We start from the raw sequence: 17,510 nt of genomic DNA, 5'->3' as shown, positions 1-17,510 counted from the left end.
GCAGCGCAGTTCCATAAAAACAACAGCGAGGTGAAAGCATGTCTGGCAATCGTGGTGTGGTGTATCTCGGCGCTGGCAAGGTCGAAGTACAGAAAATCGACTACCCGAAAATGCAGGACCCGCGCGGTCGCAAGATCGAGCACGGGGTCATTCTCAAAGTGGTTTCCACCAACATCTGCGGCTCCGACCAGCACATGGTGCGCGGCCGGACCACGGCGCAGACCGGTCTGGTGCTGGGTCACGAGATCACCGGTGAGGTGATCGAAAAGGGCTCTGACGTCGAGAACCTGAAGATCGGCGACCTGGTCTCCGTTCCGTTCAACGTGGCTTGCGGGCGCTGCCGTTCCTGCAAAGAGCAACATACCGGTGTCTGCCTTACCGTCAACCCGGCCCGTGCCGGCGGCGCATACGGCTACGTCGACATGGGCGACTGGACCGGCGGCCAGGCTGAATACGTGCTGGTGCCGTACGCCGACTTCAACCTGCTGAAACTGCCGGACCGCGATAAGGCCATGGAGAAAATCCGTGACCTGACCTGCCTCTCCGACATCCTCCCGACCGGTTACCACGGCGCGGTCACTGCCGGCGTCGGCCCGGGCAGCAGCGTTTACATCGCCGGCGCCGGTCCGGTCGGTCTGGCCGCTGCGGCTTCTGCACGTTTGCTCGGTGCGGCGGTGGTGATCGTCGGCGACGTCAACACCATCCGCCTGGCCCACGCCAAGGCCCAGGGCTTTGAAGTCGTCGACCTGTCCAAGGACACCCCGCTGCACGAACAGATCGCCGCACTGCTGGGCGAACCTGAAGTCGACTGCGCGGTGGACTGCGTCGGTTTCGAAGCCCGCGGCCACGGCCACGATGGCGTCAAGGCCGAAGCCCCGGCTACGGTGCTCAACTCACTGATGGGCGTGGTGCGCGTTGCCGGCAAGATCGGCATCCCGGGCCTGTACGTCACCGAAGATCCGGGCGCCGTCGACGCCGCGGCAAAAATGGGCAGCCTGAGCATCCGCTTCGGCCTGGGCTGGGCCAAGTCCCACAGCTTCCACACTGGTCAGACCCCAGTGATGAAGTACAACCGCCAACTGATGCAGGCGATCATGTGGGATCGCATCAACATCGCCGAAGTGGTTGGCGTGCAGGTCATCAGCCTTGATCAGGCGCCGGAAGGTTATGGCGAGTTCGATGCCGGCGTGCCGAAGAAGTTTGTGATTGATCCGCATAAGTTGTTTAGTGCCGCGTAGGGTTTACGCAGTACGAGAACGGCGCCATTAGGCGCCGTTTTTTATCGAACGGTTTTCTATACGACCTGAACTTCTTCCGCTTGCATGCCCTTCTGTCCCTTAGCAGCGACGAAGGTCACAGTCTGCCCTTCTTTCAAGCTTTTATATCCATCCGATTGAATGGCTTTGAAATGGACGAAAAGATCATCCCCCCCGTTCTGAGGGGTAATAAAGCCAAAACCTTTTTCATCGTTAAACCACTTTACGGTACCGCTTTGTCTGTCTGACATGTCCATGCTTCCTGTTTGCTGTTCAAAACCAAGGGTTCACGACCAGGATTTACCTGTACTTTTGTCGCGAACCAGTCGAACGTTGATTGCGTATTGCTGCCCTGTATCGCTTTTCATCACTTCATAACTGACCCTTCGTCCGGCCCTGATTTTTCCAATGATGGGATCGTCAGGATCAATGCAAAAGATGATTGATGAGGGTTGAGCAATCACCTCCTTTGCAGCGTCCTCCGACGGTTCCCTCACCGGCGGGATGATCGAGTCGTCGCGGTCTGACAATCGCTTCTCCATCGCAGCACCTCCCTCGAAATGATCCGCGGCAAACTTGTCTCGAATTCAATGTAATCAACTTGAATTGAGCCGGTAACTGTCAGGTTTGACAGTTTTTAGAAACGTTTTTGAATTGTTCCGATTTCGAATTGGAATGACCGGAACATGCCACCGGATTCCCGGTCAAAACGCCAGTTTCGTCGCCGTTGTCCGGTGGCAGCTTTTCCCAAGAGGATGTCTGAATGAAGATTTCACGCGGTATTGCCCTGGCATCGCTCCTGACCCTGGCCGCCGGGCCGGTGTTTGCCGGTTTCAGTCTGAATGACGTCGCCGGTGCGGTAGCGGGGATGGAGGGTGGTGACAAGGCGGCCGCTGCGGCGCCGACCTCGGAGACCGCCGGTTTGCTCAGCGCCCTCAGTGCGCTGGATGTCACGCCGGAGCAGGCCGTAGGCGGCACTAGCGCGATGCTCGGGCTGGCGAAGAATCAGTTGAGCAGCACCGACTATTCGCAACTGGCCAAGGAAGTGCCGGGCATCGACAAATTGTCCGGTGGCAGCGGCAATCTGGCGGCGCTCGGGGCGTTGCTCGGTTCGTCCGGCAAGTCCGCTGGCCTGGAAAATGCGCTGGGCAATGTCAAAGACAGCAACGACCTGAACAACGCGTTCAGCGCGCTGGGCATGGACAGCGGCATGATCGGCCAGTTTGCCCCGGTGATCCTGCAATACCTCGGTCAGCAGGGCGTCGGCGGTTCGCTGTTGAGCAGCCTCGGCAACATCTGGGGCACCGGCACCGGCACCGGCACCGGCAGTTGAGTCAGCGGCGCTCGTTGCGCAACGCGACGATGCGCTGATCCTTCTCGGTCCAGAGCTGGTTGACCCAGTTCTGGACGCGCTGGCGGAACGCCGGATCTTTCTCGTAATCGCCCTGCCACAGCCCCGGGTCGAGTTCGCGGGTCTTGATGTCGATGATCACCCGCGGCACGTTGCCGCTGATCAGGTCCCAGAAGCCCGGAATCTTCTCCTGCGGATACACCACCGTCACGTCGAGCATCGCGTCGAGCTGTTCGCCCATCGCCGCCAGCACGAACGCCACACCGCCGGCCTTGGGTTTGAGCAGGTGGCTGAACGGTGAGTCCTGCTGGGTGCTTTTGGCCAGGGTGTAGCGGGTGCCTTCGAGATAATTCACCACCGTCACTGGCTGGCGCTTGAACAGCTCGCAAGCGGCTTTGGTGATTTCCAGATCCTTGCCTGCCAGTTCCGGGTTCTTCGCTAGAAAGGCCTTGGTGTAGCGCTTCATGAACGGGTAATCCAGCGCCCACCACGCCAGGCCGAGAAACGGCACCCAAATCAGCTCTTTCTTGAGGAAGAACTTGAAAAACGGCGTGCGCCGGTTGAGGGTCTGGATCAGCGCCGGAATGTCGACCCAGGATTGATGGTTGCTGACCACCAGATATGACGTGTCGCGGCGCAGATCGTCGCCGCCGCGAATGTCCCACTGGGTCGGGATGCACAGCCGGAAGATCAGCTTGTCGATCTCGGCCCAGGTCTCGGCAATCCACATCACCGCCCACGACGCGTAATCACGCCAGCGCCCGGGCGCGATCAGCTTGAGCAGGGCAAACACCATCAACGGCCCGATCAGAATCAGGGTGTTGAGCAACAACAGCAGGGTGACCAAACAGCCGGTGAGCAGGCGGCGCATAAGCAACTCTATGAAGTGGCAGGGGCGGGCCATGATAAGCAGCTTCGCGCGACAGGCCAAATCGGCGCTGACGAATGTTTCACTTTTAAAGCGTTAGTCTTCAGCGCTGATGCGCAACCCTGTGGCGAGGGAGCCTGCTCCCGCTGGGCTGCGAAGCAGCCCCAGGCACATGCGCTTCGGTGTGCCAGTAGAGTCGCAAATCAGGCTTTACGACGACTGCGTCGCCGAGCGGGAGCAAGCTCCCTCGCCACAGAGGTTGGCGCTACTCCAACTTCCGCACATTTGCGCGGTCTAGAATCTGGCGCTGAGCCCACTCTTTCAGGAAGCCCCTTACGTGAAATCCCTCCTTGCTCTGTTTGCCCTCGTCGCGCTGCCGGTCATGGCTGCCGAACCGACGCTGTACGGTCGCTACGAATACATCGCGCTGCCGGAAATCGGCGGCGAAGTACTCAAGGCCAAGATGGACCCCGGTGCGCTGACCGCCTCGCTGTCGGCCAAGGACATCGAGACCTTCACCCGCGATGGCGAAGACTGGGTGCGTTTCCGTCTCGCCACCAAGGACGCCAGCAACAAGGTTTTCGAACACAAGGTCGCGCGCATCAGCAAGATCAAAAGCCGTTCCGACGAGGACGATGACGAGCGCGACGCCAGCGATGTCGCCAAGCGCCCGGTGGTCGATCTGGAACTGCGCCTGGGCAACGTCAAACGCACCGTCGAGGTCAACCTGACCGACCGCAGCTACTTCAACTACCCGCTGCTGATCGGCGCCAAGGCCTTGCGCGAGTTCGGCGCGGCGGTCAATCCGGCGCGGCGTTACACCGCCGACAAGCCTGACTGCTGAGTGGTCTGATTGACGTAACCCCGGGCTTGGGGCACCGTTCGCGCATTACCTGCCACGGGCTCGGACGCCATGCCGCACATCCTGATTGTCGAAGACGAAGCGGCGATTGCCGACACGCTGATTTTTGCCTTGCAGGGCGAGGGCTTCACCACCACGTGGCTGAGCCTCGGCGCGGCGGCGCTGGAGCATCAGCGGCAGACCCCGGCCGACCTGATCATTCTCGATATCGGCCTGCCGGACATCAGCGGCTTCGAAACCTGCAAGCAGCTGCGGCGCTTCACTGAAGTGCCGGTGCTGTTTCTCAGCGCCCGCGATGCCGAGATCGACCGTGTGGTCGGCCTCGAGATCGGCGCCGACGATTACGTCGTCAAACCGTTCAGCCCGCGTGAAGTGGCGGCGCGGGTCAAAGCCATCCTCAAGCGCATGGCGCCGCGCCCGACCCCGGAAGCAGGCGCAACGCTGTTTCGCATCGATCCCGAACGCGTGCAGATCAGCTATCGCGGCCAGCCGCTGAGCCTCACCCGCCATGAATTCCGTCTGCTGCAATGCCTGCTCGAACAACCCGAACGCGTGTTCAGCCGAGAGCAATTGCTCGATGCACTGGGCGTGGCCGCTGATGCCGGTTACGAGCGCAGCATCGACAGCCACATCAAAAGCGTTCGTGCCAAGTTGCGTCTGGTCCGTGCCGAGGCTGAGCCGATCCAGACCCATCGCGGCCTCGGTTACAGCTACAGCCCGGTGCACAGCTGATGTCGTTGGGCCTGCGGATCTTTCTGGTGTACGTGCTGTTTGTCGGTCTGACCGGTTATTTCGTCCTTAACACCGTGATGGAAGAAATCCGCCCCGGCGTGCGTCAGTCCACCGAAGAGACGCTGGTGGATACCGCCAACCTGATGGCGGAAATCCTCCGTGACGATTTCAAGGCCGGCACCCTCAGCGAGAACCGCTGGCCGCAACTGCTCCGCGCCTATGGCGAGCGCCAGCCGCAAGCGACGATCTGGGGCTTGCCGAAGAATCAGGTCAACCATCGCATCTACGTTACCGACGCCAAAGGCATCGTCGTGCTCGACTCCAGCGGCGTCGCCGTCGGCCAGGATTATTCGCGCTGGAACGACGTCTACCTGACCCTGCGCGGCGAGTACGGCGCGCGCTCCAGCCGGAGCGATCCTGACGACGCGAATTCCTCGGTGATGCACGTCGGCGCGCCGATCCGTGACAACGGCAAGATCATCGGCGTGGTTACCGTGGCCAAGCCCAACAGCTCGCTGCAGCCCTATGTCGATCGCACCGAGCGGCGCTTGCTGTTTTACGGCGCCGGGCTGATCGGCCTCGGTCTGCTGTTCGGTGCGTTGCTGTCGTGGTGGCTGAGTCGTGCGCTGCACCGGTTGACCGGTTATGCCCAGGCGGTGAGCGAAGGCCGACGCGTGGAAGTGCCGCACTATCGCGGCGGCGAACTGGAGCAATTGGCGATGGCGGTCGAGCAGATGCGCACGCAGCTCGAAGGCAAGGCCTACGTCGAGCGCTATGTGCACACCCTGACCCATGAATTGAAAAGTCCGCTGGCGGCGATTCGAGGTGCGGCGGAGTTGCTGCAAAGTGATATGCCGCCCGTCCAGCGTTTGCGTTTTGTCGCCAACATCGACAGCGAAAGCGCGCGAATGCAGCAGTTGATCGAGCGCCTGCTCAATCTGGCGCAGGTCGAACAGCGCCAAGGGCTGGAGGAACGGGTGGCAGTGCCGCTGGCGCTGTTGGTCGCAGAACTGCTCAAGGCGCAGGCGGCGCGAATCGAGGGCAAGCACCTGCGTATCGAGCAAACGATCGGCGAGGAACTGCTGCTGATTGGCGAGCCGTTTCTGCTGCGTCAGGCCTTGGGCAACCTGCTGGAAAACGCACTGGATTTCACCCCGACGCAGGGCCTGTTGCGCTTGAGTGCCGAGCGGGTTGGCGAGCAGATCGAGTTTCGCCTGTTCAACCAGACCACGGCGATTCCCGATTACGCCTTGCCGCGATTGACCGAGCGTTTTTACTCGCTGCCGCGCCCGGACAGCGGGCGCAAGAGCACCGGGTTGGGGCTGAACTTCGTTGAGGAAGTGGTCAAGTTGCATGGCGGGGTGATGCGCATTGGCAATGTCGAAAATGGCGTTGAGGTAGCGTTGCGCCTGCCTTGAACTGATCCATGTGGCGAGGGAGCTTGCTCCCGCTGGGCTGCGAAGCAGCCCCCAATCCATACACCGCGGTTTATTCCGGTGTATTACCGACACCGGTTGCGACGACTGCGTCGCCGAGCGGGAGCAAGCTCCCTCGCCACAGGGCAGGTGTTTCCACACAATCTCCATATTCCCCACACATTCCCTCCACACCGCATCACCAGACTCCTCCCATCCAAACAGGGAGAGTCCCATGAACAAGAATCTGACCATCAAGCTCGGCGCGATTGCCTTGCTGATCCTGCTGTTGCTGATCCCGTTGCTGATGATCGACGGCATCATCGATGAGCGTCAGCAACTGCGCGACGGTGTGCTCGAAGACATCGCCCGCAGTTCCAGTTACAGCCAGCAACTGACCGGGCCGGTGATGGTGGTGCCCTATCGCAAGATTGTGCGCACCTGGAAGACCAACGAAAAAACCAACAAGCGCTACGAGGACATCAGCGAGGTGCGCGGGCGTCTGTACTTTCTGCCGGAGCGCTTCGAACTCGACGGCCAGGTGCAGACCGAGCTGCGCAAACGTGGGATTTACGAGGCGCGGCTGTTCCACGCGGAGAACCGCATCGACGGGCATTTTTCCCTGCCGGCACAGTTGGGCATCAAGGAGAATTTTGCCGATTATCAATTCGACGCACCGTTCCTCGCCGTCGGTATCAGCGACATTCGCGGCATCGAAAACGCGCTGAAACTCGAGCTCGCCGGTCAGCAGCTGGATTTCGTGCCCGGCAGCGAAGTGGCCTGGATTGGTGAGGGCGTGCATGTGACCCTCCCGGACCTCGACGCCAGTAAAGCCACGCAGCTGACATTCGGCTTCGACCTGCGCCTGCAAGGCACCGGTTCGCTGCGCGTGGTGCCGGTGGGCAAGACCAGCAGCGTCAGCCTCGCTGCCAATTGGCCGCACCCCAGCTTCGTCGGCAACTTCCTGCCGGCCAAGCGCGAGATCAACGATCAGGGGTTCAGCGCCGATTGGCAGACCTCGTTCTTCTCCACCAACCTGCAAGAGGCAATGGAGCGTTGTGTCGCTGGCGACTGTGACGCACTCAACGGGCGCAGCTTCGGCGTCAGTTTCATCGATCCGGTGGATCAGTACCTCAAAAGCGATCGGGCGATCAAATACGCGCTGTTGTTCATCGTCCTGACCTTCGCCGGTTTCTTCCTCTTCGAAGTGCTCAAGAGCCTGGCGGTGCACCCGGTGCAATATGCCTTGGTCGGTGTCGCACTGGCGTTCTTTTACCTGCTGCTGTTGTCGCTGTCGGAACACATCGGTTTTGCTCTGGCGTATCTGTTGTCGGCCAGTGGCTGCGTGCTGTTGATCGGTTTCTACGTCAGCCACGTGTTGCGCAGTGCGCGGCATGGATTGAGTTTTTCGGCCGGGCTGGCGGCGTTGTATGGCCTGTTGTACGGCTTGCTCAGCGCCGAGGATTACGCGCTGCTGATGGGCTCGCTGATGCTGTTCGGTCTGCTCGGGGTGTTCATGGTGCTGACGCGCAAACTGGACTGGTACGGGATTGGCGCGAAGTCGGCCAAGCCGCTGGAGTTTGATGTGGAGGCGATGCGATGAGCGGGTTGAGAGCTGAGCGCAGGGAAGTAGCGGTGTTGCTGACGCTGATTTTTGCAGCGCTGCCGCCAGAACCGAGGTGGTGCATTCGCGAGCAGGCTCGCTCCCACAAGGGATTCGGGTATGGCATCCATCCTGTGGGAGCGAGCCTGCTCGCGAAGAGGCCGGAACAGGCAGCGCAGCTTTAAGGCTTGGGCGTTGTCGCCAGCATGGACGGCCGCTGACTCACTTCGAAATACCAGTTGGCCAGTTGCGGGTTGGCCGCGCGCCAGTCCATGTCCGGGAAGCGCAGGTCCAGATAGCCCAATGCGCAGGCCACGCTGATCGCCGCAACATCGAAATGGCTGGTCAGCTCGGCAATCGCCTCGCTCTCCAGTACGGCGAGGGCGCGGCGGATCTTGTCGCGCTGGGCGTCGAGCCATTCGTCCCAGTGTTTTTCCACCGGGCGCAGGACGGTTTCATAACGCACCATCACCGAGGCATCCATGATGCCGTCGGCCATCGACGCCAGGGTCAACCGCCGCCAGCGCGCCGCGCCTTCGCGGGGGATCAGCGGATTGCCGACATGCTGCTGGTCGAGGTACTCAAGGATGACGCGGCTGTCATGGATGACATTGCCGTCGGCCAGGCGCAGGGCGGGGATTTTGCTCAACGGGTTGTCGGCGATCAGCGCCGTGTTCGGGCTGACCGGGCTGAGCACACAGTCCTGCAGCGCGACACGATCCTGTTGACCGGTTTCGTGCAGCAGCACCATGACCTTGCGGACGAAGGGCGACAGGATGTTGTGGTACAGGGTCATGCTGGGGGCGGACATGGATGAACCTCGGTGGTCGGCGAAGAGCAGGAGATTAGCCGTAGGAGCTGCGGAACGCTGCGATCTTTTGATCTTGATTCTGCTTTTGAAAGCAAAAGATCGCAGCGTTCCGCAGCTCCTACAAGGATTTCAGCTTCGCCGCATTAATCCCTTTATGGCCAAAACCGCGGGCACACCAAGCCCGACCCAGCTCAACGCATCCCAGATCCCGTCCCCCAGCAATGCCGCAAACAGCCCTGCCGCACTGAGCAGGGCGATGACGATCGGCGTGCTGAAGACTTTCCAGAAACTCGACTGACGCGGCTTCATGCCGAGGCCTCCGCCGTTTCCAGCACAGGCCTGGTCGCCTTGCGCCGCACCACCCACAGATACACACCACTGGCCAGAACGATGATCGTCAGCACATCCAGCGTCGCCCAGAGAATCTTCATCGGCATGCCGCCGTAGTCACCAAAATGCAGTGGCTGCGACATGCCCATGGCGTCCATGTACCACGGCCGTTCGGCCACGGCGGTGACCTGCAAGGTCGTGGCATCGATCAGCACCGGTGTCAGCAGGTGCGAGGTCAGGTGCGTGCCGCCCTTCATGAACACCGAGTAATGATGCTCGCTGGAAAAGCGTGTGCCGGGGAAGGCGATGAAATCCGGCTTCATCCCCGGGGCGACTTGCTCGGCGATGTCGAGCAAGCGCGTGGCCGGGGCCAGTTGCGTCAGCGGCGGTGCGTCGCGATACGGTGCGATCAGGGTGGTCAGTGCGTCGTTGCGCCAGGCGGCAATCAGCAGATCGGCGCAGGCGCTGATCACTCCCGTCACGCCCACCACCAGGCACCAGGTCAGGGTCACGACGCCAATCAGATTGTGCAGATCGAGCCAGCGCAACCTGGTCGACTTGTCCTGGCGCACGGTGCCGAATTTCAAGCGGCGCATGAACGGCAGGTACAGCACCGTGCCGGAGACGATGGCCACGACGAACAGCAGCCCCATGAACGCCAGCAGCAGCTTGCCCGGCAGCCCGGCAAACATGTCGACGTGCAGGCGCAGGATGAACAGCATCAAACCACCGTTGGCCGACGGGGTTTCCAGCGCTTCGCCAGTGCGTGCGTCGAGCATGAAGGTGTGCGAAGCGTTCGGCTCGGTGTCGGCAGTTTTCGCCATGATCGCGAACGCCGCATTCGGGTCCTCGTCGTCATAGCCGAAGTACTGCATGACTTCGCCCGGGCGATGTTTCTGCGCGGCGTCGACCAGTTGCTGCAGGTTGAGTTGCGGCGTGTCGGCCGGCATCTCGCGCAGCTCCGGGGCGTTGCCCAGCAGATGATCGATCTCGTGGCTGAAAATCAGCGGCAGACCGGTCAGTGCCAGCATCAGTAGAAACACCGTGCAGATCAGGCTGGTCCAGGTGTGGATGAACGACCAGCGGCGGATGGTTTTACTTTTCATTGCATGACCTTCAAAAACACCAAAGCCGCCCGCTGCGGACGGCCTGGGAACAGGGCCTGTTTCAGCTCACCGGCTTACCACTTGTAAGTGGCGCTGGCGACGACGCTGCGCTGGTCGCCGTAGTAGCAGTAGAAGCTGTCGCAGGTGGAAATGTAGTCCTTGTCGAACAGGTTGGTCGCGTTCACTGCCAGCGACGCACCTTTGAGGCTGTTGTCCAGACGGCCCAGATCATAATGTACGCTGGCGTCGAACACGGTATAGGCATCGGCCTTGCCCAGCCAGGTGTTGGCCTTGTCGCCGTAGGTGTTGCCGGTGTAACGCACGCCGGCACCCACACCGAAACCGTCAAGCACGCCGCTGTGCCAGGTGTAGTCGGTCCACAGCGAGGCTTGCTGGTTGGGCATCAGTTGCAGGCGGTTGCCCTTGTCGACGCCTTTCTGCACTTCGGACTTGGCCAGGGTGTAGGCGGCGATGACCTTGAGGTTATCGGTCACATCGGACACGGCTTCGAGTTCCAGACCTTTGACCTTCACTTCACCCGTTTGACTGGTCACCGAGACGTTGTTGACGAAGGTGCTCACCGCGACATTCTTCTGGGTCAGGTCATACACGGCGGCGGTCAGCAGGGTCTTGCTGCCCGGCGGCTGGTATTTGATGCCCAGTTCCCACTGCTTGCCTTCGGTCGGCTTGAGCGAGCCGGTTGAGGTGACATCGGCGCCCGTGGTCGGCTGGAAGGATTCGGCGTAGGACAGGTACGGCACGAAGCCGTTGTCGAAGACGTAGCTGAGCGCCGCATTGCCGCTGAATTTTTTGTCGCGCTGGGTATTGGTCGCATCGTTCTGGTTGATGAACTTGGTGCTGGTGTGCACCCAGTCTTCACGACCGCCGAGAGTCAGACGCCACTGATCTAGGGCCATCTGATCCTGCACGTAGAGGCCGGTCTGATAGGTCTTCTGGTTGTAGTCGTAAAACGCAGTGGAGCGCGCCGGACGTACGATCGGCTGGCCGTAGATCGGCGTGATCACGTTGGTCGGCAGGCCATCACCGAAAATCGAGGTGTAGTTGGTGTTGTTGCGCTGGTGATCCAGACCCAGCAGCAAGGTGTGGCGGATATCACCGGTGGCGAAGTCGGCCTGGAAGTTGTTGTCCACGGCAAACTGGCTGATGTCTTCATCGACGCTGGTGCTGGTGCGGCCGACGTTGCCCTGTTCATCCACGGTGGTGAACGGGTAGGAGCCGGGCGTCAGCGACTGGAACGACAGGTCCGACTTGGTATAGCGCAGGTTCTGCTTGAACTGCCAGACATCGTTCAGCCGATGTTCGAAGGCGTAGCCCAGCGCATAGTAGGTGCGGTCGTAGTATTCCCAATCCGGATCGCCGAGATTCTTGTGATGGGAAATGTCGCCGAACGGCGAATTGATCTTCGTGCCCTGGATCGGCAGAAACTGGCTGGTGATGCCCGTGTCGTCACGGGTGAACTGGCTCAGCAGGGTGAATCGGGTGTCGTCGTCGATGTTCCAGGTCAGGCTCGGCGCAATGTTGTAGCGCTTGTTGTCGACGTGGTCGACCTGCGTGCCGCTGTCGCGCACCACGCCGCTGAGGCCGTAGAGAAACTGCCCGGCGTCGTCGATTTTGCCGGTGCTGGCGAAGTTGATCTGGCGATGGTTGTCGCTGCCGTATTGCAGCTGGACTTCACTGCTGGCCTCGGCACTCGGGCGGCGGCTGACCATGTCGAGCAAACCGCCCGGCGGGGTCTGGCCGTACACCGACGAGGCCGGGCCACGAAGCAGGGCGAGGCGGTCGAGGTTCCAGGTTTCCTGTTTCGGGTTGGCGTACACGCCTTTTGGCAGCGGCAGGCCATCGAGGAACTGGGTCGGCTCGAAACCGCGTACGCGCAGCCAGTCGGCGCGGGTGTCGCTGCCGTAGCTGCTGGCGGTGATGCCCGGCATGTAGCGCACCGCGTCATCGAGGCTGTGCACGCTGCGATCGTCCATCTGCTGACGGGTCGCCACCGAGATCGAACGCGGTGCTTCGACCAGTGCGGTGTCGGTCTTGGTGCCGGCGGCGGTGCGGGTCGCGGTGTAGCCCTCCACCGGGCCCCAGGCGCTTTCGAGATTTTCCACGCCGATGACCGAGGTTTCCGGCAGGGCCAGCGTGCCCTCAGGCACCGCCACCAGGGTGTAGGTGCCGGCGCTGCTTTGCTCCAGTTGCAGACCGCTGCCGCGCAGAGCCGCGCGCAGGGCGCCGGCGGCGTCGTACTGGCCGTTGACCGGCGCCGAGGTCTTGCCTGCTGCCAGTGCCGGATCGAGCGACAGGGCGAGGCCGCCCTGGCTGGCGATCTGGTTCAGCGTGGTCGACAGCGGCGCCGCTGGCAGGTTGTAGGCGCGCACGCTGGCCGCTTGTTCAGCGGCGAGCAACGCAGTGCTGATCAACGGCGTGCCGAAAGCGATGGCAAAAGCCAGCAGACTGGGGCGCAACAAGGTGTCTGGCGAACGGGACATACGGCGGCTCCTGAATGGAAATATTTCTCAATTGCCTGTGTGCCGGATGAAAATCGAAAAGTGATAGGGCTGGGTGAAATTCTTTTTTTTTTGCAGGAAATGGTTGTGCGGCTGATGGCGCCTTCGCGAGCAGGCTCGCTCCTACAAGGGAACGCATTCCAACTGTAGGAGTGAGCCTGCTCGCGATAGCCCTTTCACAGACGGCGAATTTTTAAGGTTTAACCTCAGCCTTCGCCACGGTGACCCAATACGGCGTATGCCGCTCGATCTGCACAGGCAGGGTCGGCAGCAATGCATTCAGCGCCTTGTCGGTGTCGTGCAACGGAAAGCTGCCGGTAATGCGCAGATCGGCCACCTCCGGCGCCACGCCGAGATGCCCGCGGCGGTAGCGCCCCAGCTCATGCACCAGATCGCCCAGTCGCGCGTTGTCCACCACCAGCATGCCGCGCGTCCAGGCATCGGCGCCGGGGGCGAGGGCGGCAATCGAGCTAAGCCCGTCACTGCGCAGCAGCACCTGCTGGCCCTCGCGCAGAATCTGTTCTTGCGGGTTCGCCTGGGCATGGGCCGCGACCGCCGACTGCAATACGCTCAGGCGCGTGCCGTCATCCTCGCGCTTGACCAGAAACCGCGTGCCCAGCGCGCGCATGCTGCCTTCGCGGGTTTCGACGATAAAGGGCCGCGCATCGCCATGCCCGGTTTCGACGAGGATTTCGCCTTCCTGCAGCACGATCAAACGGCGCTGGTCATCGAAGCGTACGTCGACCGCGCTGTGAGTATTGAGGTTGAGCAGGGTGCCGTCGGACAGGCGCACGGTGCGCTGTTCGCCGGTGGCGGTGCGCTGATCGGCGAGCCAGTAATCAAGCGGCAGATAGCGCTCACTCACGAACAGGCCCAGACCGATCACCGCCACGACACTGGCCAGCCCGCTGCCGAGTTTGCGCACGCGCCGGCGAATGCCTTCGCGCGATTGCAGCAACGCACTGCGCGCCGGACCCTTGGCGACGCTGAAACGCTGATCGAGCATGCCCAACTGGCGCCAGGCGCGGGCGTGTTCTTCATGGGCCGCGTGCCATTTGGCGAACTCCTCGCGTTCCAGCGCGGTGCTCGAATCGAGGGTCAATTGCCAGGCAATCGCCGCGTCCAGCACATGGGCCGGCACCGGGCGCGAACTGGCCGCGGTCATGTCGGCTCACCGTAAAGAGCGATATAACACTGGCGCAGGCCTTGGGCCAGATACTGGCGCACGCGCGGCACCGAGACGCCGAGTTTGCCTGCGATCTCGGCGTGGCTTAGGCCGTCGAGGCGGTTATACAGAAACGCTGCGCGCGCCTTGGTCGACAGCTTGCCGAGCAGGCGATCGATGGCCTTGAGGTCGTCGAGGATCATTTGCTGTTCTTCCACCGATGGCTGTTCGCCCTCGGGGATCAGCATCAGTTCGGTGAGATAGGCCTGTTCCAGTGCGGCGCGGCGGAAGTAGTCGAACAACAGGCCTTTGGCGATCGCCACCAGAAACGCTCGCGGCTCGCGCGGCGTCAGCAATTCGCCGCGGTTGAGCAGGCGTACAAAAGTGTCCTGACTCAAGTCTTCGGCGCGCTGCGGACACGCCACATTGCGCCGCAACCACGCCAGCAGCCAACCGCGATGGTCGCGATACATCGCACCGACGAGCTCACTGTGGGGGTTGGGCACTGACGACACCGGACATCACCGATTGGGAAATGTTAACTAACGAGAATAGTTCGCGATTCTGGCAGAGGTGGGAATGGTTAGCAATTGGCCACTGGTCAGGTGGTGAATCAAGGGCAGACCCTCACCCTAGCCCTCTCCCGGAAGGAGAGGGGACTGATTGGGGGATATTCTGGAGGTACACCGACCTGAGCGATCTTCAGTGAATCCATAATCGACTCGATTTCTCAGGTAAATGAAAAGCCCGAGACACTTCGGTCGGCTCCCTCTCCCTCTGGGAGAGGGCTGGGGTGAGGGTGCTTCTAAAAAGAAGGCGCCTGCTGCCTTCGCTTCCACTGACTCAACCGCTGTTGCAGATTCAATGGACTGTATATCTGCTGCGCCCGCGCCCTGCTGAACAGAATCAATGCCAGTTCCGCCGTGGCCAGCGCATCGGCACTCGCGTTATGCCGTTCGAACACTTCAAGCCGGAACCACTCGATCCACTCATCCAGCCCCGCCTCGCGAATCTGCGCCTGCGGACACAGCAGCGGGGCGAGATCCGCCACATCCAGAAACACATGTTGCAGCTTGTGCCCCAGATGCTCCTTGAGCGCACGCCCGAGCATGTGCTGATCGAACGGCGCATGAAACGCCAGCACCGGGCTGTCGCCGACAAATTCCAGCAACTCCAGCAACGCTTCGGCCGGGTTGCTGCCTGCGGCGATCGCATTTGGCCCGAGGCCATGAATCAGCACGCTGGGGCTGAGCTTCAATTCCCGACATTGCAGGGTCCTTTCGAACTGCTGGCGAAAATCGATTGCGCCATCCTCGATTGCCACGGCGCCGATCGACAACACCCGGTCCTTGTTGAGGTTGAGGCCGGTGGTTTCCAGGTCCAGCACCACCCAGCGCTGCTCGCGCAGGCTGCATTCGCTCAGCTCGGTGATGCTCGGCAATTGCGCCAGTCGCGGCGCAAACGCGGCCGGCACTACGGGACTGGCCGGGCGCAGCCAGGAAAACAGGCTCATAGCTGATACCGCAAGGTCAGGCTGCTTTGCAGTCGCTGCGCCTGCCGCAGGGATTCGCGCAGGATGCGTCGGTCGAGGTGATTGAGGCTGTCGGGATCGACGCGGTTGGAGTACGGCTGGTTCTCCCGGGTCTGGAGCTGGTGCTGCTGCATCCGCGTTTGCTGAATGAAGTGATAGGCCTCTTCATACGCCGCGCCGTCGAGCGGTTCGATGACTTGTTTATCGACCAATTGGCGGAAGCGTTCGAGGGTGTTGTTGGCGTCGATGCCGTTGGCCAGCGCCAGCAGACGGGCGCCGTCGACGAATGGCGTCAGGCCCTGGATTTTCAGATCCAGCGTAGCCTTCTCGCCGTTCTTGCGTGCCAGCACAAATTCCCGGAAACGCCCAACGGGAGGGCGATTACGCAACGCGTTCTCGGCCAGCATGCGCTGGAACAAACGGTTGTCACCGACCTGATCGAGAATGCCCCGGCGCAATTGCTCGCAGCCTTGCTCATCGCCCCAGACCACCCGCAGGTCGAAATAAATGCTCGAGCCGAGCAGATTCTCCGGCGTGGCTTCGCGGATGAACGCCGCAAAGCGTCGCGCCCACTCGGCCCGCGACAGACACAGCTCGGGATTGCCGGCCATGATGTTGCCCTTGCATAGAGTGAAGCCACACTGCGCCAGGATCTGATTGATCTGCTGGGCGATCGGCAGCAGCTTGCCGCGAATTTCCGCCGCGTGCGCCGCATCGCGAGCGTCGAAGAGAATGCCGTTGTCCTGATCGGTGTGCAGCGTCTGCTCGCGCCGGCCTTCGCTGCCGAAACACAGCCAACTGAACGGCACGCCGGGGTCGCCTTTCTCGGCCAGGGTCAGTTCGATGACCCGGCACACCGTGTGATCGTTGAGCAACGTAATGATGTGGGTGATCTGCGTCGACGACGCGCCGTGAGCGAGCATGCGTTCGACCAGTTGACCGATCTCGCCGCGCAGGGTCACCAGTTGCTCGACTCGCTGAGCACTGCGGATGGTTCGCGCCAGGTGCACCAGATCGACCCGTTGCAGGGAGAACAGATCACGCTCGGAAACCACCCCGCACAGGCGCTGATCCTTGACCAGACACACATGCGCGATATGCCGCTCGGTCATGGCGATCGCCGCATCGAATGCGCTGTGATCCGGCGACAGATAAAACGGCGATCGGGTCATGTGCTGTTCGATGGCGTCGCTGAAATCGCCGACACCTTCGGCCACCACATGGCGCAAATCGCGCAGGGTAAAAATCCCCAGCGGCACCTTCTGCTCATCCACCGCGACGATGCTGCCGACCTGTTGCTCGTGCATCAGCTTCACCGCTTCACGCAGTGGAGTGTCGGCGCTGCAGGTCACCGGATGACGCATCGCCAGTTCACCGAGGCGGGTGTTCAGCGAGTACTGGGTGCCCAGGGTCTCCACGGCTTTTTGCTGGACTTGCTGGTTGACCTGATCGAGCAGGCTGCTGACTCCGCGCAGGGCGAAGTCGCGGAAGGTGCTGGAGAGGGCGAACAGTTTGATGAACGCCAGTTTGTTCAGTTGCAGGCAGAAGGTGTCTTCGCCCGCCAGATGTTCGGTGCGGGTGGCGCGCTCACCGAGCAGCGCAGCCAGCGGAAAGCATTCGCCGGTGGTGATTTCGAACGTGGTCTCGGTGCCGGGCCTGGTGATGTGCTGGCGTTCGCCGACCACCCGACCCTGTTTGACGATATGAAAGTGTTCGACCGGGCCGTCGGCCGGTTTGATGATGCTCTCGCCCTGGGCAAAAAAACGCAGCTGACATTGCTCCACCAGATAGGCGAGGTGGGCGTGTTCCATCTGATTGAAGGGCGGGAAGCGCTGAAGGAATTGCAGGGTGCCCTGAATATTCTGCAAAACCGCGGTTTTCCCTGCCTGGGTGAAGGCGTCCGCTTTGCTCATAACCATTACCGCAGTCTTTTTCGAATTGTTGTTGTCGGATCGTTGCGG

17 protein-coding genes are annotated in these 17,510 nt (G+C 61.5%); 6 read left to right on the top strand and 11 right to left on the bottom strand.

Annotated elements, in window-relative coordinates:
- The first annotated feature begins 38 nt into the window (after positions 1-38).
- Positions 39-1,238: a formaldehyde dehydrogenase, glutathione-independent gene (gene fdhA / locus AEQ63_RS25560; protein WP_016772834.1), complete on the top strand. Its 1,200-nt coding sequence runs from the start codon at positions 39-41 to the stop codon at positions 1,236-1,238.
- 56 nt (positions 1,239-1,294) lie between these two features.
- Here fdhA and AEQ63_RS25555 read toward each other — a convergent pair whose 3' ends face one another.
- Positions 1,295-1,507: a cold-shock protein gene (locus AEQ63_RS25555; RefSeq protein ID WP_064365312.1), complete on the bottom strand. Its 213-nt coding sequence runs from the start codon at positions 1,505-1,507 to the stop codon at positions 1,295-1,297.
- A 36-nt stretch (positions 1,508-1,543) separates the two neighbouring features.
- On the bottom strand, positions 1,544-1,798 hold the full coding sequence (locus AEQ63_RS25550) for a hypothetical protein (protein WP_064365311.1): 255 nt from the start codon (positions 1,796-1,798) through the stop codon (positions 1,544-1,546).
- Between the two features lie 221 nt (positions 1,799-2,019).
- Here AEQ63_RS25550 and AEQ63_RS25545 point away from each other — a divergent pair, with 221 nt between their 5' ends.
- On the top strand, positions 2,020-2,589 hold the full coding sequence (locus tag AEQ63_RS25545; RefSeq protein ID WP_064365310.1) for a DUF2780 domain-containing protein: 570 nt from the start codon (positions 2,020-2,022) through the stop codon (positions 2,587-2,589).
- Position 2,590: 1 nt separating this feature from the next.
- Here AEQ63_RS25545 and AEQ63_RS25540 read toward each other — a convergent pair whose 3' ends face one another.
- Positions 2,591-3,478 (bottom strand): acyltransferase, encoded by an 888-nt coding sequence (locus tag AEQ63_RS25540; RefSeq protein ID WP_064365309.1) that lies wholly within the window; start codon positions 3,476-3,478, stop codon positions 2,591-2,593.
- A 334-nt stretch (positions 3,479-3,812) separates the two neighbouring features.
- Here AEQ63_RS25540 and rloA2 point away from each other — a divergent pair, with 334 nt between their 5' ends.
- The 4 genes from rloA2 to creD all read left to right on the top strand — a co-directional run bounded on the left by rloA2 (position 3,813) and on the right by creD (position 8,087).
- Positions 3,813-4,319 carry a retropepsin-like aspartic peptidase RloA2 gene (rloA2, locus tag AEQ63_RS25535; protein WP_064365308.1) on the top strand — a complete coding sequence of 169 codons (507 nt, stop codon included), beginning with the start codon at positions 3,813-3,815 and terminating at the stop codon, positions 4,317-4,319.
- 69 nt (positions 4,320-4,388) lie between these two features.
- Entirely contained in the window at positions 4,389-5,069 is a 681-nt protein-coding gene (gene creB, locus AEQ63_RS25530; protein ID WP_064365307.1) for a two-component system response regulator CreB, read from the top strand.
- On the top strand, positions 5,069-6,487 hold the full coding sequence (gene creC, locus AEQ63_RS25525) for a two-component system sensor histidine kinase CreC (RefSeq protein ID WP_064365306.1): 1,419 nt from the start codon (positions 5,069-5,071) through the stop codon (positions 6,485-6,487). The genes creB and creC overlap by 1 nt, the downstream gene beginning before the upstream one ends.
- 232 nt (positions 6,488-6,719) lie before the next feature.
- The gene (gene creD, locus AEQ63_RS25520; RefSeq protein ID WP_064365305.1) at positions 6,720-8,087 is read left to right on the top strand and encodes a cell envelope integrity protein CreD; all 1,368 of its coding nucleotides are present in this window, start codon (positions 6,720-6,722) and stop codon (positions 8,085-8,087) included.
- 181 nt (positions 8,088-8,268) lie between these two features.
- Here the strand turns inward: creD and AEQ63_RS25510 are convergent, their stop codons facing one another.
- The 8 genes from AEQ63_RS25510 to AEQ63_RS25475 all read right to left on the bottom strand — a co-directional run bounded on the left by AEQ63_RS25510 (position 8,269) and on the right by AEQ63_RS25475 (position 17,462).
- The gene (locus AEQ63_RS25510) at positions 8,269-8,898 is read right to left on the bottom strand and encodes a glutathione S-transferase (protein ID WP_064365303.1); all 630 of its coding nucleotides are present in this window, start codon (positions 8,896-8,898) and stop codon (positions 8,269-8,271) included.
- A 129-nt stretch (positions 8,899-9,027) separates the two neighbouring features.
- On the bottom strand, positions 9,028-9,207 hold the full coding sequence (locus tag AEQ63_RS27525) for a hypothetical protein (RefSeq protein WP_080902439.1): 180 nt from the start codon (positions 9,205-9,207) through the stop codon (positions 9,028-9,030).
- On the bottom strand, positions 9,204-10,334 hold the full coding sequence (locus AEQ63_RS25500) for a PepSY-associated TM helix domain-containing protein (protein ID WP_064365302.1): 1,131 nt from the start codon (positions 10,332-10,334) through the stop codon (positions 9,204-9,206). Before AEQ63_RS25500 ends, AEQ63_RS27525 begins: the two co-directional genes overlap by 4 nt.
- Positions 10,335-10,408: 74 nt before the next feature.
- Positions 10,409-12,835, bottom strand: a complete 2,427-nt coding sequence (locus AEQ63_RS25495) for a TonB-dependent siderophore receptor (RefSeq protein WP_064365301.1) — start codon at positions 12,833-12,835, stop codon at positions 10,409-10,411.
- 211 nt (positions 12,836-13,046) lie between these two features.
- Positions 13,047-14,018: a FecR domain-containing protein gene (locus AEQ63_RS25490; protein WP_064365300.1), complete on the bottom strand. Its 972-nt coding sequence runs from the start codon at positions 14,016-14,018 to the stop codon at positions 13,047-13,049.
- Positions 14,015-14,491: an RNA polymerase sigma factor gene (locus tag AEQ63_RS25485; protein WP_231982541.1), complete on the bottom strand. Its 477-nt coding sequence runs from the start codon at positions 14,489-14,491 to the stop codon at positions 14,015-14,017. The genes AEQ63_RS25490 and AEQ63_RS25485 overlap by 4 nt, the downstream gene beginning before the upstream one ends.
- A 332-nt stretch (positions 14,492-14,823) precedes the next feature.
- Positions 14,824-15,531, bottom strand: a complete 708-nt coding sequence (locus AEQ63_RS25480) for a 3'-5' exonuclease (RefSeq protein ID WP_064365298.1) — start codon at positions 15,529-15,531, stop codon at positions 14,824-14,826.
- Positions 15,528-17,462, bottom strand: a complete 1,935-nt coding sequence (locus AEQ63_RS25475; protein ID WP_317615022.1) for a putative nucleotidyltransferase substrate binding domain-containing protein — start codon at positions 17,460-17,462, stop codon at positions 15,528-15,530. Before AEQ63_RS25475 ends, AEQ63_RS25480 begins: the two co-directional genes overlap by 4 nt.
- Positions 17,463-17,510: the final 48 nt, after the last annotated feature.

This window comes from Pseudomonas sp. RIT-PI-o, assembly GCF_001297215.1.
In the GTDB taxonomy this organism is placed as follows: Bacteria; Pseudomonadota; Gammaproteobacteria; order Pseudomonadales; family Pseudomonadaceae; genus Aquipseudomonas; species Aquipseudomonas moraviensis_A.
The sequence above is the reverse complement of the archived record's forward strand: the minus strand, read 5'-3'. Positions and strand labels throughout refer to the sequence as shown.

Coding starts and splice junctions, on each gene's coding strand:
- fdhA (WP_016772834.1), top strand. CDS start 39: ATGTCTGGCAATCGTGGTGTGGTGTATCTCGGCGCTGGCAAGGTCGAA.
- AEQ63_RS25555 (WP_064365312.1), bottom strand. CDS start 1,507: ATGTCAGACAGACAAAGCGGTACCGTAAAGTGGTTTAACGATGAAAAA.
- AEQ63_RS25550 (WP_064365311.1), bottom strand. CDS start 1,798: ATGGAGAAGCGATTGTCAGACCGCGACGACTCGATCATCCCGCCGGTG.
- AEQ63_RS25545 (WP_064365310.1), top strand. CDS start 2,020: ATGAAGATTTCACGCGGTATTGCCCTGGCATCGCTCCTGACCCTGGCC.
- AEQ63_RS25540 (WP_064365309.1), bottom strand. CDS start 3,478: ATGCGCCGCCTGCTCACCGGCTGTTTGGTCACCCTGCTGTTGTTGCTC.
- creB (WP_064365307.1), top strand. CDS start 4,389: ATGCCGCACATCCTGATTGTCGAAGACGAAGCGGCGATTGCCGACACG.
- creC (WP_064365306.1), top strand. CDS start 5,069: ATGTCGTTGGGCCTGCGGATCTTTCTGGTGTACGTGCTGTTTGTCGGT.
- creD (WP_064365305.1), top strand. CDS start 6,720: ATGAACAAGAATCTGACCATCAAGCTCGGCGCGATTGCCTTGCTGATC.
- AEQ63_RS25510 (WP_064365303.1), bottom strand. CDS start 8,898: ATGTCCGCCCCCAGCATGACCCTGTACCACAACATCCTGTCGCCCTTC.
- AEQ63_RS27525 (WP_080902439.1), bottom strand. CDS start 9,207: ATGAAGCCGCGTCAGTCGAGTTTCTGGAAAGTCTTCAGCACGCCGATC.
- AEQ63_RS25500 (WP_064365302.1), bottom strand. CDS start 10,334: ATGAAAAGTAAAACCATCCGCCGCTGGTCGTTCATCCACACCTGGACC.
- AEQ63_RS25495 (WP_064365301.1), bottom strand. CDS start 12,835: ATGTCCCGTTCGCCAGACACCTTGTTGCGCCCCAGTCTGCTGGCTTTT.
- AEQ63_RS25490 (WP_064365300.1), bottom strand. CDS start 14,018: ATGACCGCGGCCAGTTCGCGCCCGGTGCCGGCCCATGTGCTGGACGCG.
- AEQ63_RS25485 (WP_231982541.1), bottom strand. CDS start 14,491: ATGTATCGCGACCATCGCGGTTGGCTGCTGGCGTGGTTGCGGCGCAAT.
- AEQ63_RS25480 (WP_064365298.1), bottom strand. CDS start 15,531: ATGAGCCTGTTTTCCTGGCTGCGCCCGGCCAGTCCCGTAGTGCCGGCC.
- AEQ63_RS25475 (WP_317615022.1), bottom strand. CDS start 17,462: ATGAGCAAAGCGGACGCCTTCACCCAGGCAGGGAAAACCGCGGTTTTG.